Origin of the sequence: Pedobacter sp. (assembly GCF_041645105.1) — a bacterium.
In the GTDB taxonomy this organism is placed as follows: Bacteria; Bacteroidota; Bacteroidia; order Sphingobacteriales; family Sphingobacteriaceae; genus Pedobacter.
This window is the reverse complement of sequence record NZ_JBAZQQ010000002.1, coordinates 266802-282187: the sequence shown is the minus strand read 5'-3', so window position 1 is coordinate 282187 and position 15386 is coordinate 266802. Positions and strand designations below refer to the sequence as shown.

Sequence of the window (15386 nt, the reverse complement as noted above, 5' to 3'; positions counted from 1 at the left end):
AAAAGAAATTAAAACCATTGAAAAACTTGAAACAGTATAAAGTAAGGCAGCAAGTTTATGAAAACATATAACTAGCGTCCTTGTGCGATATGCTAATCCAATATTCTGCACAAATTAAAATGACAGAAAACCAAATGAAAAAACTATTATTAATTCTAACAATTTTATCTTTTTTAACTTCTTGTAATGGACAAGAGAAAAAAGATAAAAATAATTCAACAAATATTTCAAATCCAAAAGAGCATAAAGTTTTTTATGATAATGGGAAAATACAACAAGTCGGACAATTCAATGAAAACGGAGAACCTGTAGGAAAATGGGAAAAGTATTACGAGAATGGAAATATTGGAAAAAGACACTATTTTAAAAATGGAAAATTTGAAGGATTGGACGAAGAATATTATGAGAATGGGCAATTAAAGAGAATTGGGACAAATAAAGACGACTTCGAAGATGGAGAATGGAAAACATACTACGAAGATGGACAATTGAAAGAAGTTTTAATTTACAAAAAAGGCATAATAAATGGAGAATACAAAGAGTACAGAAATGGACAAATAATATCAATAGGAAACTATGAAAAGGGAAAAGAAGTAGGAGAATGGAAGGCTTATTATGAAAATCGACATTTGGAAAAAATACTAAACTTTAAAAACGGAGAGCTCAGTGGTCCGGCAAAATACTATTACGAAAATGGAAAATTACGAGAGGAAGGAAACTTTGAAAATTACAATAGAATTGGTGAATGGAAAAAATACGATGAACAAGGCAACCTAACAAAAACTGAAAAATATTGATGAAAACACAATCACACAACAAGGATTTAGTTCAACAGTTCTATTTCTATTGATCTTTAGTGCGAAATTGAAGATTTGTACTTCGATGGCCCCATCATCGCCAAGCCACAAAAACTTGTGCGATACTCTAAAACCAACCTTAAACTAACAAAGATTACACTAATGGATGCAAAACAACTATTTAGACTTTTTCACAGTAAATATGACTTAACAAATTGGCTTAATGAAAGCGGAAAGTTAGCCCAAAGTGAAGGAGATGTAAAATGGATTTACTGCGGTATTAATGAAGATTTTAAACCTGAGCTTGTTAGTCATACAATAAACGACATCTTTGCAGACGATGAAATTTATTTATGTATTTCATCAAGTAAAAGTTCATTGAGTTCTAAATCTAATGTTATTAGAGAAATCGCCAAAAATCTTCACAAAAAAGAAATTGGCATAATGGACAAATCATTTACGAAGATGCTATTCTTTAGTTCATATGGCACATTTAAAAGTGGGGTTATCAGAGAGTTTCCTGAAAGTTGTTCGAGACCTAATGGACATCTTTTAAACGTAGAATTTTTCGCAAACATTATAGATAAAAACACCACTAAAGTTGCTAAAGTCATTCGTAAACATTTTGAACACTTTGAAAAAGCACTACACAAGGATTATGGTGGTATTATGGAATATCTTTGGATAGATTTAGAGTTGGTAGAAAGTCACAAATCTTTTCCCTTCCGCTTTCAAAAAAGAGTAAAAAATCCATCTTCCTACACGGAATTTTATTCATATAATGTTGGTCATTACAGTATTCATCCAGATTATGAAAAATTGAGAGGATTATCTACAGATGAGGAAATTTGTAACTATATATTTGAGTTGTTATATAACTCAACTCAAATTTTAGTTGATAAACAAAAGAAATTAGAGGACTTCGATGCAACGAAATTTCGATTGGATTTTTTATCTGCTATGGAAAAAATAAAATATTCTTTGAAAGACTAAAAAGCACAATCGCGCAACAAGGTTTTTGCAATAGTGATGGAATTGTTGCCATGTTTTTTTTTATACACTATTCGAGCCGTAGTAGCCTCAGAATTGCCATATGATAGTCACAGATGCCCCTTAGTTTAGAGTTCAATAGATTATTCTTATTTTTGACGTTTAAATAAGAACAAAGGGGGTAATAAATGCCAGTTAAGATTCCGAATAATCTGCCAGCGATTGAGATTTTAAAGAAGGAAAATATATTTGTTATGAGTGATCTGAGAGCAGATACACAAGATATTCGCCCAATGCGCGTGCTTATCCTGAACCTGATGCCTCTTAAAATATCTGCTGAAACTGATTTTGTTCGTTTATTATCCAACAATCCCTTACAAGTAGAAGTAGAATTTTTAAGACTCGATTCCCACACTTCTAAAAATATATCTGAAGAACACCTGGAGATGTTCTATAAAGGTTTTGGCGAGATAAAGAAAAACTTCTATGACGGTTTGATCATCACCGGTGCTCCTGTTGAAATGCTGGAGTTCGAGGAAGTAAGCTATTGGAATGAGATCACTCAAATCTTCGACTGGGCCAGAAAGCACGTTACCTCAACGCTCTATATTTGCTGGGCTTCTCAGGCTGCGCTCTATCATTTTTATGGGGTAGAAAAAAAACCATTAAACGAAAAATTATCCGGGGTTTTCAAGCACACTGCCACTGAAAAGGGGCACTCCTTGTTAAGAGGCTTTGACGACGAATTCTTTATTCCTCATAGCAGGCATACCACAATATTGAAATCTGATTTGGCTGATAAGGAAGATCTTAGTATCCTGTCAGAATCTTCGGATGCAGGAATAGCCATTGTATATTCCCGAGGCGGGCGTGAATTTTATCTTACTGGTCACTCAGAATATTCTCCGCTAACCCTTCACGAGGAATATGTCAGAGACCGGAACAAAGGCCTTGATGTACCTGTACCGAAAAACTATTACCGGGACAATAATCCTGAGAATACGCCACTAGTATGTTGGACAAGTCATGCGAATTTACTCTTCAATAATTGGCTCAACTACTTTGTTTACCAGGAAACACCTTATAATCTAGAGGACGTGGGTAAATTGGGAGAGATTGTTCAAAATGGTTAGACCTTTAGCCTGCGTTCTCAGAGTTTGATTACTGGGTTTTAGGGCTTGTAAAAAAGATAGTTTCCGAAGCGTGGAGTTGGAATACTGTTATATCTTATTTTTACTAGTTTAGTACAGTAACGGTAAGCAATTCTGCATTTAACACAGCCTCATAAATTTATAAAATATTAATAACATGAAAAAAACACTAATTATTGCCATACTATTGCTTGTTACTCAGTTAGGTTTCGCTCAGTATTTTAAACTAATGCCCAAGGGTTTTGTATCCAATGACAATAGCGATTTTACGGTCGTGAATGTACCAAACGTAAAACAAAATGATCTGTACAAAAATGTGCTTAATGCCATTAATTCGATATTCAAAAATCCACAAAAAGGTCTTAGTGTGGTTGAAGGTGAAAGCATCAGTATAACGGCGTATGAAGAAGGAGTTCTACCTATAAAACTTTCTAATGGGCTCGGAAAATCAGTTCGTAAATATGATTTATCGTATAAACTAACCTTTCTTTTTAAAGACGGCAAGATCCGGATTAACAGTCCTGATTTTGAAGTTAAAAGATATGTTGAAGGTTCTTACAGAGGTGCAAGTGGTTGGACTGGGGATGAGTGGGTTACGCTAAAGCTGATAAAAGTCGGAAAATCTAAATTATATCTTTTTGAAGATGATGGAAAAGTGAGATTTGAAGATGCCTATAATGGTTTAAATAATCATTTCAATTCGCTTTTAAAACAAATTATTGAAAAATCTCAAAAGATAAACAACTGGTAATGAAAGTTTATCTCATGGCTTCTTCTGAACTTTTCCAAGTTTATTGCTTATGAGAGTTTGCGGGAGTTTATCCTGGGTGACCCTCGAGTTTTGGAGGCGAGGGCTTTCTCTGCTGGTGTTGTTGTCAGTTCTGATAAGAAGTTCTATGGCATAATTTGCGACTCCTATATAGAAATGGAGGAATATTCTTAACGGATCAAAATCGAAAAACAGATCTAATAGGCGAACAAAATAACAAGAAAGCAATGGGTTTTTGATGGCGAAGAACATCGAACCCCTGAAATTAATGAAGCCACCCATCTTATCTACCACATTAACAGGAATTTAAGGCATAAAAAAACCGGAGTGAAATCTTTATCAGATTTTCACTCCGGTGAGGTGTCCCTTCTACTGAATACTTTGAACATCTAGACCGCTTCTGTAAGATACTAGGGCCAATAATTGACGATTTAAAGAATAAGGGTTTTATATAAATCTAATACTTCGAAGGTATATTTCATTAGTCAACATAGTGAAACATACCCTTTAAGTTCAAAGTTTAGAACAAAAAAGTTGGCAAGTTTAAAATTAATAATTTTGATAAAAAATAGCCTACCAATAGATATTCTGGCTCGCAAAAGTACATTAAGAGGCACAAAAACAGATGACCGAGGAACGAGCTCTTGTTTAACTAACTGTAAAGCTGCTGAAGCGAGGCATGAGCAATGCTGCTTTACAGTTTAAAGCACTTTAGCTAGGGAACTGGTTTCGAAAGGCTTAAACCAAGCAAGGGATTGTAGAAAAATTCAGATCACTGTTAACCCATAAAACATCTTCTTCCATTCCCGGGTAAACTATAAAATAACCTTCAATATGAGTTAAGGAAATAACTGGTCCTTTGTTTTTATAATTTGCTTCTAAAAAAATATCTTCATCATTCTTATCCATCAAGAATACCAATAGTGGATCATAATATGACCAAATTTTCATTAGCAAACCTCTACTTAATAGATTTATGTTTTTTATACGAAATAGTATTTTATTATAGTCTTTATTTATAAAGACCTCTTCTGCAGCAAAATCGATATTTTTTTCCAGTTCATCATTTACGACAAGGACTCTTACACCATAAAAGTAGACACTATCGGTAAGATCAAATAAAAATTTAAATAATGGGTCCCATTTGAACTCGCTTATATCTATAGAATGCGTAGTATCTTTAATTGATATGTTATTCGCTGCATGAATTTTTAGGTCTAAACCTCTCATAAATTAAAGTAATTCGTTTTAAATGTTTTTCATTTCATAATTGCGGGTATCAAATATCATGGCTTGCTAGTTTATTTAAGCGCATAAATGTAACCAACCCCTAACTTTCCATCTTCTAACTCAAACTTAGCCAAGACTCGAATATATCCATCCCCTTCAAATTCATCGAGACGTTCCCAGTTCTCACTCATATGATCTGAAACCAGTACCGCAGCTTTAATTTGCTGCTGATTCCCAGCATCTGTATGCCTAAAGCCATTATAACCCAGATCAGCCCCCCATCCTCCACTTTCTAAGCTGCCATTGACGAATCCTTTATACCATTCACCAGATATATTCTCAACAAAATAATGGTTTGGTCCTCCAGGGCCAAGTGTTCCATATACAATAAAGGCTCTTTCAGGGCGATACTTTTTTAATAATTCTTTTTGGGTTTTGGACAAATCTGGATATTCCAAATTTCCAGAAAACTCTCTTTTAATGGCTTTACCATTAAGTTCGGCAATTAATTTTTCTAATTCCATTTTGTTTGATCTAAAAATTAAAAGAATCTGTTGGTCTACAAGATTGTGAAAGTTTTGTATTAAATTCAGAAAAAAGTAAAATACCTTGGATTAATTAACCTGCACATTTTTCATGCTGACACGTTTAGTCTTAAACCCAAACTTCTCAAATTTATATCGCATGTAGGTCGACATTTTATCTTCATGTGTCGAGATAAATATTTGACGATCGCCAAAATCATTTCTCAGCAATTCAACAAAACCAGCTATATTCAACTCATCCATTGTCTGTACCGGATCGTCAATGAGCAGTACTTTATTTCTAGAATATTTCTTGTTTAGAGCCAAAGTTGCGTATTTCAGTGAAACTGACCCCTTTGTTTCGGATCAAACTGACCACCTGACTGGCTGCCGAGCGTGGTAGCGAATGCCCCACGAAGTCTTATCAAAGATAATTAACTCTTAACAACCCCCGATCTTGCATCGAGCTAAAGTAGCTCAACCTCGCTATCATTCTCTTCACCCGCCTTTTCAGAACAAACAAACCTTCGGATTAGACCATCATGCCAGGCATTTCAAAGCCACCTTAAATAAGCCCGTATATTCGGTTCAGTCCGCAATCTGGACTAACACTCTATCCGCAGGGTACATCGACGCTTAGCGGCTATTATTTAGCCTTAAAACTTAAAGATAAATTGATCCTTTCGGACTGAAAAAAGTGGCTTGAAAGACGAAAGGGGGTCAATTTGCCCCGAAATGAAGGGGTCAATTTGGAGCGGAATAGAAGGTCAGTTTAATTGCGGAATGAAGGGGTCAGTTTTACCGAAACTCCCATATAACAAAATTACGCCCGTAAAAAAACTAAAAAGGGCACTTTTTTAAAGACTTATAGGACAGCCGATTGAAAAAAGCAAATTTACTAAAAGTGATATTATTCGTCTAAAACAGGCAACACAGGACTTTAATAAAAACAAATAAGCCTTAACAGTCAATATGTTAAGTCTTTAAAATCTGTGTCCCTTACGCTACAAAGTTCGAACTTTTTCATGGCTGATTTGCAAGCTGCGGCAGGTTTAGAGGATTATCAGTACTAGAATAAGCGTACTAGGAATCTGGTAGTTAAATTATCAGATTTCATCCTAACTACAAATTAAAAATGGGTTATTTTTCAGAAATAATAGACTGGATAACTTGCTCCAGATCGGGTAGCTTTGAAGTTATAATATCCCAAACAATATCATAATTAATGCCAAAATAATTGTGAATTAGCCTATTATGAGTATTCGACATTTTTCTCCATTCACCTCCGGATGCTCCAATTTAAAATCCGAGTCAACTTTTGCACTTGCTTCGCCGACAATCTCAAGGCTTCGAATAATCGCTTTTGACAATACAGCGTTTGTACCCGCAGGATGCTTACCCGCTTCAATGATGCCGGGCAAAATAATAAAGAACATTACCTGTAAATAATTAGTGAAAATAGCTCTTTATCACTTTTGGAAAAGAAGTAAGCACTCACTTGACAAGCTATATAATAATCGGTATAGAGTAACACTGAGAAATGCGAATGTGATAAATTACGAGTATTGTTAATAATAGCGGCTGGGCAATTCTACCCAGCCGTATTACAGTTTATTATGAGTTTTAGTTAATTCTTTATAATTAGTTTACCATTCTCTGGTATTTTTTCAATTTTTCCTGATACTCAGTCACCGTGTAATCCATAATACTTCCTACCATAGTCCCATCTTTTAAGGCCTTTTTGGCCAATTCTAATGCTTTTTCCTGGCTAGTCAAAGCATTTTGATGGTCACCACCTTTTGAAAAACAGGTAGCCAGTGCATCAAGTAGCACCGGATTTGTTAAAGTTTCAATATTTCCGAAACTTCTGGCTGTCCACAGGTACGTATCCTTTGACAATCCATCCCTATTGTATACATCTCCCAATATCACTGAGGAAGCCGATTTTGTTTCTTTCAGCCATTCTCTGGCAAAATCCATGGCTTTTTTCTCATCCATATCCAGCAATACTTTGAATTTCATACCGTCCATCATAGTTTTATAATCCGGTTGCTTTACCTTTAGCTGTTCAATCAACTCCAGTGCCTTTGCATATTCCTTAGCTTTTATAGCATCCTGCAATGGACTAAAAACAGCCATCAAATCAGCATTCTGCTTTCTTGCAGAGGCTGCGCTTTTCGAAAATTTAGCTTTGAAGGCTTCCATGTCGTACTTCCCTTCCAGCATTTGGGGTAAAATACTATCCAATGAATTTGGATGGCCAATCCAAATGATTTTTTTATCTTTTACAATAAATGTAGACGGGATGCCATTCTCGCCCGCTGCTTTCATCCATTTGTTTCCCATAAACTGTTCATTGTTGTCAGCTATAACAGCATAGCCCATATTGGCATCATTACCTTTTACAAATTTCTCGACCGATGGTAGTGAGGATTCATACGGTTTGCCCTCAGGTACCTTTTCCCAGATCCCTACACCAATAAAAGTAACCTTATCCTTATACTGTTGCTGAAGCTTGGTTAAATGCGGCATCGCCATCTTACAGGGTCCACACCATGTAGCCCAGAACTCAAGTACATATAACTGGGATCCTGCAAACGAACTGATGGGTTCACCCTTAATCCATTTGGAATACTTCAGCGGAGGTGCCTGATCTCCGATATTTAATATATTTTTTTCCTGCGCTGTTGCATTCCCGAAAATGAAGAACGTACAGGCCAAAATGATCAGCATACCAGCTGAGTTATTATTCTTTTTCATAGCCATTTAAAATTTAGTAATTCTGTGTTAAGGTTTCATTAAACTGTGTAGCACTTTGAGGAAATGGGAATACGTATAACTTTGAGTCAGGTGCCAAAGTATAGGTTTTGCCATCGACTGTTCTTGTAATAGTTTGCTGGTATTTAACCTCCCTGTTCCACCTTTTGATGTTGATAAAATTCCTGATCGTAAAAATAAATTCAATTCGCGAGGTCTTCTGCAGATAACCCATTGCCTGTTCTTCCGTTGCAGCGGAAAGTGCAACGTAGTTGGCCGGATCAATGCGGCGAATTCTAATTCTATTTACCTCATCCATTCCTTCGTTAATTTTATTAGTCCGGATGAGGCATTCGGCTTTTATCAAAATCAAATCTGAAGTAGTCATTCCTGCAGAATTCCCCTGGTAATTAATAGCCAGCCAGGCAGGACTGTTAGTTAAACCCACATACAACTGCCCATAAAGATAGTTATACGTTTCTGTCCGGTCTTTGATGATATTTCCAGCTTCATAGTTTGCTAATACCTCCGGAGATGCTGTTAGGATAGATGGGTCGAAACTATTCCCAAATGCATAAAATACATTATCGGCAGCGCTAATTCCAACCCGGTTGAGGGAACGGGCAGAAATGGGATTGATGGCCAGCAAAGGACGATGGTCTTCCAGGGTACTATTGTATTTCAACGCTTCATTTGCGGCCTCCAGCGCAGCTGGATAGTTCCTCATAGACAGCAACACCTGCGCTTTAACGCCATAGGCAAAACCTTTTCCAATACGCATACTATTTTTAGGCTGGTTCGGTAATGCCCCGGAAGATATTCCTGCATCCAGATCCGCTAATAAATTGTCATAAACCTCTTTCACTGTCTTCTTGCCATTGACTTTATCAAAAGCAAGATCATTTACATAAGGAATACCACCATCAGTTGCAGCTGTTGCCGGATCATAAGCCTTAGCATAAATATTTACCAACCGGTAATGTAAAAATGCCCTTAAAACGTAAGCTTCCGCTTTCAGCTGTTTGATCAGTTGCGCATCCCCGCTTGCCTGATCGCCCATGGTAATCACTATATTTGCCACTTTAGAAATGGTTGCATAAAGCCCTTCATACCTCGAGTCAGTAGCAGTCAGGCCTGCTCTATCGCCTGTCTCGTCATAAGTCAGCAAGATTTTATTTATACTCTGAACCCCGGAAATTACATTTGGTACATTTTCCGCGAGAAGATAATTGTCGTTAATCAGCATACTCTGCCTCAAGTGATCATAGGCCGAACCGGAAAAATTGACGTTTAACAACAAATCCAGATCACTTACTTTATTAAGTAGATTTTGCCCTTTTGGAGTAATGTCGGTATATTTTTTGCAACCTGCCATTAGCGTCATCGCAATAATGATGGCTGCAAAGGAGAATATTTTTTTCATCTTCGTTATCATTTAAAAATTAGCATTTAGCCCAAAAACAATTGAAGTCGGGATTCGCATTCCACCGGTCTCAGCATCTATGCGAACGTCTTTTTGTTTATACCAAACAATGTTTGGATTGTTAATCTGAAGATTCAGTCTTAAATTAGAGGCCCTCACTTTAGCAGCTAACTCACGAGGTATCAAATAGCCCAGCACAACATTTCTTACCTTAAAAAAATCCGCTCTACGAATTAGATTATCAGAATAATTGTATTGGCCATTTAGTGGAACCTGGTAAAACTGTCCACTCCCGGGAATATCGGTGTTCGTATTTGTCGGTGTCCAACGGTTGAGCAAATAGGAAGGTGTCTGATAATAACCAGGACTTGGAAAGGCTGTAGGAACTTGTCTGGCCCTAAAATAATTTCCTCCCTGGTATACAGCAAATATACTCAGGAAGATCCCCTTATAGGAAAGATCATTATTCAGGGAGAGGTTATATTTTGGATCCTCATTACCCATGTAAACTAATGCATCTGCATCAGTTGGGCCCAAAGTAGCGGTAGTCGGCGCACCAGCAGCATTATACCATTGGGGAACACCAGTTGCGTTTAATCCAGCAAATTTATACGCCCATATAGAGGCGACCGGATAACCTACCCTGAACGAACTACCCTGGACTATCTGAGATGGAGTTTTGGTGAGTTCATCAACGCTGGTTACTTTGTTATTGTTTAAAGAACCAGTCATATTCGTAGACCATGAAAAGTCGCTTCGTGATGAAGCCCTAAACCAATCATAGGCCAAGCTCAGCTCAACACCTTTGTTGACCATACTTGCATTGTTCACTGTCATTGAAGTAAAGCCTTCAGATGGATCCAAGCGCTTACTTGCAAACAGATCTGTTCCTACTCGCCTATACCAGTCCAATGAACCTCTCAGCCGATCGGCAAGCAGACTGAAGTCAATCCCAATATTTGTCGTTGCGGTTTTTTCCCAACGTAATTGTGGATTTGGCGGGTTAGACACGCTTGCGTTTGGCAATTGTGTCGTTGAATTAGTCCCCGTTGTTGCTGCAAGAAATGCCGTTACATTCTTGATATTGCCGGTAAGACCATAAGAACCGCGCAGTTTAAGATAGTTTATCGCCTCAATATCCTTTATAAAATTCTCTTTTGAGGCTATCCATGATGCTCCAACAGACCATAAGGGTCTCCCTCTATATTTTTCGTCACCACCAAAAAGATCCGCATAATCCTTCCTCACAGATGCAAATAGGTTATATTTTTTATTGTAGGTATAAGTAATATTTGCATACCCTGAAGCATATCGGTGCATCGTTTCTCTGGGATAAACAGATAGTGCCGGCATGGAAGATTCTGCAATATTATCAAAGGAAATCTGGTTGAAATGATACTGACGCGTTGGATAGTTCGTATCCCAGGGGGCACCATTATTGATGGTATTGAATAAGGTTTTATAATTTACCAGATTGGAACCCACCTGTAGTTGATCATCATATCCCAATAAAATTGCCTTTGTTCCGGTATTGATCAATGTCTGACGGAACTCGCTACCAATCAGGGCTAAAACCTCATGTTTCCCGAATTCTTTGTTATAATTCGCTTGCATACGGGCAGTGTAATTTGTACTACTGAACTGTCCGGTACCCAACTTACCACCTTCTGGTAATAAATTGGTGTAGGTGTAGTTTCCGGAGGTACCTGCCCGGGTTGTATATGCATTCTGAATGATCCGCATCGTGTAGCTATCCGACTCTGAGTACGTCGAAGAGGTGTTCCGGCCATCTTCCACCTGTAACATCGGGTTTATCGTGAGCCCTTGAAGCGGCTTGATGTTCATGTTCAGATAGTATCGGGTATTAATGGTTGAATTATCATTGAAATCACGCTCCAGTTCATCCAAGTGGTTGAACTTAAAGGAAGCCAATGCCGAAGAGGTTTCATTATTAATCGGATTATATCCATTGAAACGACTCGTATAGTAATATGCCCTGGAACCGTCATCATTCAAAAGTTTATAATAGGCCGGCACATTGCTCGGGTTATTCGCCCATTCAGTGTTATGTGTCCTTATTTTGCTAATTACGCTATTCACGCCATAATCCAGATCGATCCACTTAGCCAGGTTATAGCTACCTTTATAGAACAGATTAAGGGTTTTGGTATAAGAATTAATGAGTGCCAGGTTCGTGCCTGTTGGTACACCACCGGTTGAATTATTGTTGCCCCCATTATTGTAGGTTGTATAATTGATGATCAAGCTATTCTGTGCTTTTCCGCTGTTCGTCCTTAATGCAATATTATATTGTTGAATTATCCCCTTTTGGATTGCATTATCCTTATACTGAGCAAGAAAATCGTTCTTTTTAAGATCTGTCAACACGCCATCAAGTTGAGCCTGATTGATAAGCCCCTTCTTTTGCTGGTAATAAGCATATGCTATTGGGCTAATAAAATTAGAGGAGTTAATCCTGCTGTCAAAATCTCCAACAGGATTTGCGACAACCGGGCCTCCGTTGCCTCCACCGTTGAACCACCATTTGTAGTAATCGCTTTCATAATCTACCTGTTCAGCAGGGCTCATCCAATTTTGATAACTATAATCAGGCTTGTCTGTCACCATCAAATTACCTGTTACCTCTACTACTGTCTTTCCTATTTCTTTTGCCCGTTTGGTCGTGATTACAATAACGCCATTAGAGGCGCGTGCCCCATAGATAGCTGCTGCTGCTGCATCTTTAAGCACACTCACACTTTCAACATCATAAGGGTTAATTTGCTCAATTCCTCCTTCAATTGGCAAACCATCAACAACATACAAGATGCCACGCATGGTATTGTCGAGGGTACTTAAGCCTCTTATCGTTGTCCGAAGACGGGTTTGTACAAGTCCGGGAACCAAGCCCTCAAGGTTTTGCAAAATATTAGTAGCATTTCTTTTTTCAAGCTGTTCCCTCCCAACTGTGGTTACGGACCCCGTCATTTTAGTTTGCTGTATTTTTTGATAGCCCGTATTTACAATATTTACTTCTGCTAAGCTTGAATAAGTGAGTTTTAAATTGATACCTATATTCCCCTTACTAAGCAGCTCTGAGGTAAGCGTCATCTCGCGGGTTTCATAACCAATATAAGATATGAGCAATACATCCCCGGGCACAATATCTTTAAGAACAAATCCACCACTTTCATTTGTACTAACACTTCTGCCACTACCTTTTACCCTCACAGTTGCTCCAGGTAAGGGTACATTGTTCTCGTCTAATACAAAACCTCTGATATCCTGTGCAGTAAATCCGGTGATTATTTTATTTAGCAATGAGGGTGATTTCTTAGATAAAACGATGACTTTATCTCTTATTTCAAACGAGAGATCTTGTCCTTCCAAAATGCGGGACAACGCATTTTCCAGACCCGTGTTTTTCACATCCAAGGTGACTTTTTTATTTATGTTAATCAGTTTTGAATCATAAACGAAGTCGTAGCCCGTCTGAACCCTTATTTTTTTAAAGACAGATTCCAGTGTGGCATTCTTTTCATTCAATGATACCCGCTGTGCAAAGCCGGCAGCCGAAACCTGCATTAGAGAAGCGATAAATATAATTATGACTAGTTTCATAATTAATAATAATTTTTGTGGTAGCCACAGACGTGACATACCTTGGTTAAAAGCATATATTTCCATACTTTTGATTGGTTTGAGTTGATATTTGTTGTTGACTACACCATTTGTTTTCCCGAATATTCGGGACGGTCGCTCAAACTCACCGGAAAGTGTTGACAGCACTTTTCGGTTCTTTTTCAACGGCCTTACTTTGTTTTAACTTCTCTGTCGTAAATGTCTTCTCATTTTGGTTTGGTTTAGGTTTATTTATATAATTCCCGGGTTGATTCATTTTTATTGCGGCATCGCAGTAACGTTACGTCCATTTATTTTAAAATGCATTTGTCCAGCGGCTCCCAGTCTTTCCAGCACAACTGAAAGCGGCTTAGAACGGGATATAAGACCATTTATAGATATGAACTTTAGACGTGGATCAGCATATTCGACCTTAATGTCATACCACCTTTCAATCTGCTTCATCACACTTTCCATAGCTGTTTCCCTGAAATAAAAATCATTATTCTTCCAGGCCAGTTCTAAATCTGTGTCCGCCCGCATAATAGCCAACTTACCATCATCATTGATCGCAAGATCCCCAGGTTTCAGTTGATATTTGTTATCTATTAGCACACTTCCTTCCAACAAAGTAGTTTTTGTTCTCCGCTCATCAATATAACTGTTTATATTAAAATGAGTTCCCAATACTTTAACGTCCTGACTCTTGGTTCTTACTATAAAGGGATGTTTTTTATCTTTCGAAATTTCGAAGTAAGCCTCTCCCGAGAGCTCCACCTGTCTTTCGTTTAAATGAGAAAAAGAAGATGGATATTTTAGCGAGGATCCAGCGTTTAAACAGACAATTGAATTATCTGGCAGGACTACTTTACCCTGTTGCCCATTGTCTGTCTCCAGCGTATTATAATCTGTACCCCCGCTTTCAGAAGACTTTACCTTATAAACAATCATCCCATCGGCAGTTTTGGTAATTGTGATATTCGGGTCATCAAACAACTTCCCAACAGATGCCTCAGAGATCGCTATCTTTTTTCCATTTCCTAAGGTTAAAGTAGCACCATCTTTACCAGCAGGAATGTCTTTTGTGTAGGAAACAAGCTTTGCTACTTCTAAATTTGAGCTGTTGTAATAATAAAAACCTGCAGCGCATATAATAATAACAGCAGCAGCAGCTGATGCAAAATTCCTAAACCAGCTAAATTGCTTAGGTTTGCTATTGTGATCAATCACTTGCCACATCTCCGCTTCAGCTTTAAAAAAACTTTCATCAGTCAGCCCGGTAGGACCATCTGAATTAAATTTATGAATATAATCAAGTGCCTGTCGCTCTTCAGCCGGATTAAAGTTCCCTGCAGCCAGCTTATCCAGTAATTCATTAATTTGGCTTTTATCCATATGGCCTGTCAGTTGTTAATATTGCAAGATTTTATACGACATAGACAACTCAGCACAAGCAATCAACCACAAGCATCAAACTTTTTTTTCAAAAAAATAAATATTTTAAAAACACCCTGACCAATGGGCTTAAAATCACCTTTGCAGCATGTAAATTGCAAAAACCACCAAGCCCAACTTATTTTTCAAATGAAAAGCAGCACGCTGGAGTTGTGTAGCCACAGTATTTTCTGAAATGTTCAAGTCACTTGCAATCTGTTTCACTGACCTATACTGCCGGTACTTCAACTCATAAATTTCACGCATCCTGGGTGGCATAGCGGCAATTTCCTTTTCCACTAAAGCGAGGATATCCTTTTCCCGAATCAGAAAATCAGTCTCTTTTGAATCTACGTCGACTTCTAATGACTGGCTCAGCACATGATGCCGGATTACACGTTTGTGCTTCCATATATTCAGTATTTTGTTCAGGACAGATTTATACAGGAAACCGGAGAGATAAGTTTTTAAAATAAATGTTTCTCGATTTTCCCAGAGCCCTATAAAAACTTCCTGGATCACATCCTTTGCTTCCTCTTCTACCTGCAATCTCTTATAAGCGTATGCAAACAAAAGCCCGTTATAGCGATTGTAGATTTCCTTAAAAGCCTTATGATTATTACCCTTCAATAATACAATCAGCTCTTTATCAGTTTTTTCGCTATAGTTCGACATCAGTATTTCCTGCTG

The 15386-nt window shown here is 37.7% G+C and carries 13 protein-coding genes; 4 read left to right on the top strand and 9 right to left on the bottom strand.

All coding sequences use genetic code 11. The features are described 5' to 3' along the window. Positions 1–134 precede the first annotated feature (134 nt). The 4 genes from WC623_RS07375 to WC623_RS07360 all read left to right on the top strand — a co-directional run bounded on the left by WC623_RS07375 (position 135) and on the right by WC623_RS07360 (position 3689). A complete protein-coding gene (locus tag WC623_RS07375; RefSeq protein ID WP_372849490.1) occupies positions 135–797 on the top strand; it encodes a toxin-antitoxin system YwqK family antitoxin in 663 nt (220 codons plus the stop codon). 162 nt (positions 798–959) lie between these two features. Beyond that, positions 960–1790, top strand: a complete 831-nt coding sequence (locus WC623_RS07370; protein WP_372849488.1) for a hypothetical protein — start codon at positions 960–962, stop codon at positions 1788–1790. A gap of 185 nt (positions 1791–1975) precedes the next feature. Then, positions 1976–2920: a homoserine O-succinyltransferase gene (gene metA, locus WC623_RS07365; RefSeq protein ID WP_372849485.1), complete on the top strand. Its 945-nt coding sequence runs from the start codon at positions 1976–1978 to the stop codon at positions 2918–2920. Between the two features lie 175 nt (positions 2921–3095). Continuing rightward, positions 3096–3689, top strand: a complete 594-nt coding sequence (locus WC623_RS07360; protein ID WP_372849482.1) for a DUF4468 domain-containing protein — start codon at positions 3096–3098, stop codon at positions 3687–3689. Positions 3690–4445: 756 nt separating this feature from the next. Here the strand turns inward: WC623_RS07360 and WC623_RS07355 are convergent. From WC623_RS07355 to WC623_RS07315, 9 genes are all read right to left on the bottom strand, one after another. After that, a complete protein-coding gene (locus WC623_RS07355; protein WP_372849480.1) occupies positions 4446–4937 on the bottom strand; it encodes a hypothetical protein in 492 nt (163 codons plus the stop codon). A 71-nt stretch (positions 4938–5008) separates the two neighbouring features. Next, complete coding sequence (locus tag WC623_RS07350; RefSeq protein WP_372849478.1) at positions 5009–5461, bottom strand: gamma-glutamylcyclotransferase family protein; 453 nt, start codon at positions 5459–5461, stop codon at positions 5009–5011. A 90-nt stretch (positions 5462–5551) separates the two neighbouring features. Continuing rightward, positions 5552–5788: a hypothetical protein gene (locus WC623_RS07345; RefSeq protein WP_372849476.1), complete on the bottom strand. Its 237-nt coding sequence runs from the start codon at positions 5786–5788 to the stop codon at positions 5552–5554. A gap of 813 nt (positions 5789–6601) precedes the next feature. Next, positions 6602–6730 carry a DUF86 domain-containing protein gene (locus tag WC623_RS07340; protein WP_372849474.1) on the bottom strand — a complete coding sequence of 43 codons (129 nt, stop codon included), beginning with the start codon at positions 6728–6730 and terminating at the stop codon, positions 6602–6604. A gap of 372 nt (positions 6731–7102) precedes the next feature. After that, the gene (locus tag WC623_RS07335; protein ID WP_372849472.1) at positions 7103–8221 is read right to left on the bottom strand and encodes a TlpA family protein disulfide reductase; all 1119 of its coding nucleotides are present in this window, start codon (positions 8219–8221) and stop codon (positions 7103–7105) included. 13 nt (positions 8222–8234) lie between these two features. Further along, on the bottom strand, positions 8235–9641 hold the full coding sequence (locus WC623_RS07330; protein ID WP_372849470.1) for a RagB/SusD family nutrient uptake outer membrane protein: 1407 nt from the start codon (positions 9639–9641) through the stop codon (positions 8235–8237). A 12-nt stretch (positions 9642–9653) separates the two neighbouring features. Beyond that, positions 9654–13262 (bottom strand): SusC/RagA family TonB-linked outer membrane protein, encoded by a 3609-nt coding sequence (locus WC623_RS07325; RefSeq protein ID WP_372849468.1) that lies wholly within the window; start codon positions 13260–13262, stop codon positions 9654–9656. A 279-nt stretch (positions 13263–13541) separates the two neighbouring features. Next, complete coding sequence (locus WC623_RS07320; protein ID WP_372849466.1) at positions 13542–14657, bottom strand: FecR family protein; 1116 nt, start codon at positions 14655–14657, stop codon at positions 13542–13544. A gap of 135 nt (positions 14658–14792) precedes the next feature. Continuing rightward, positions 14793–15371 (bottom strand): RNA polymerase sigma factor, encoded by a 579-nt coding sequence (locus WC623_RS07315; RefSeq protein WP_372849464.1) that lies wholly within the window; start codon positions 15369–15371, stop codon positions 14793–14795. Between the last annotated feature and the right edge of the window lie 15 nt (positions 15372–15386).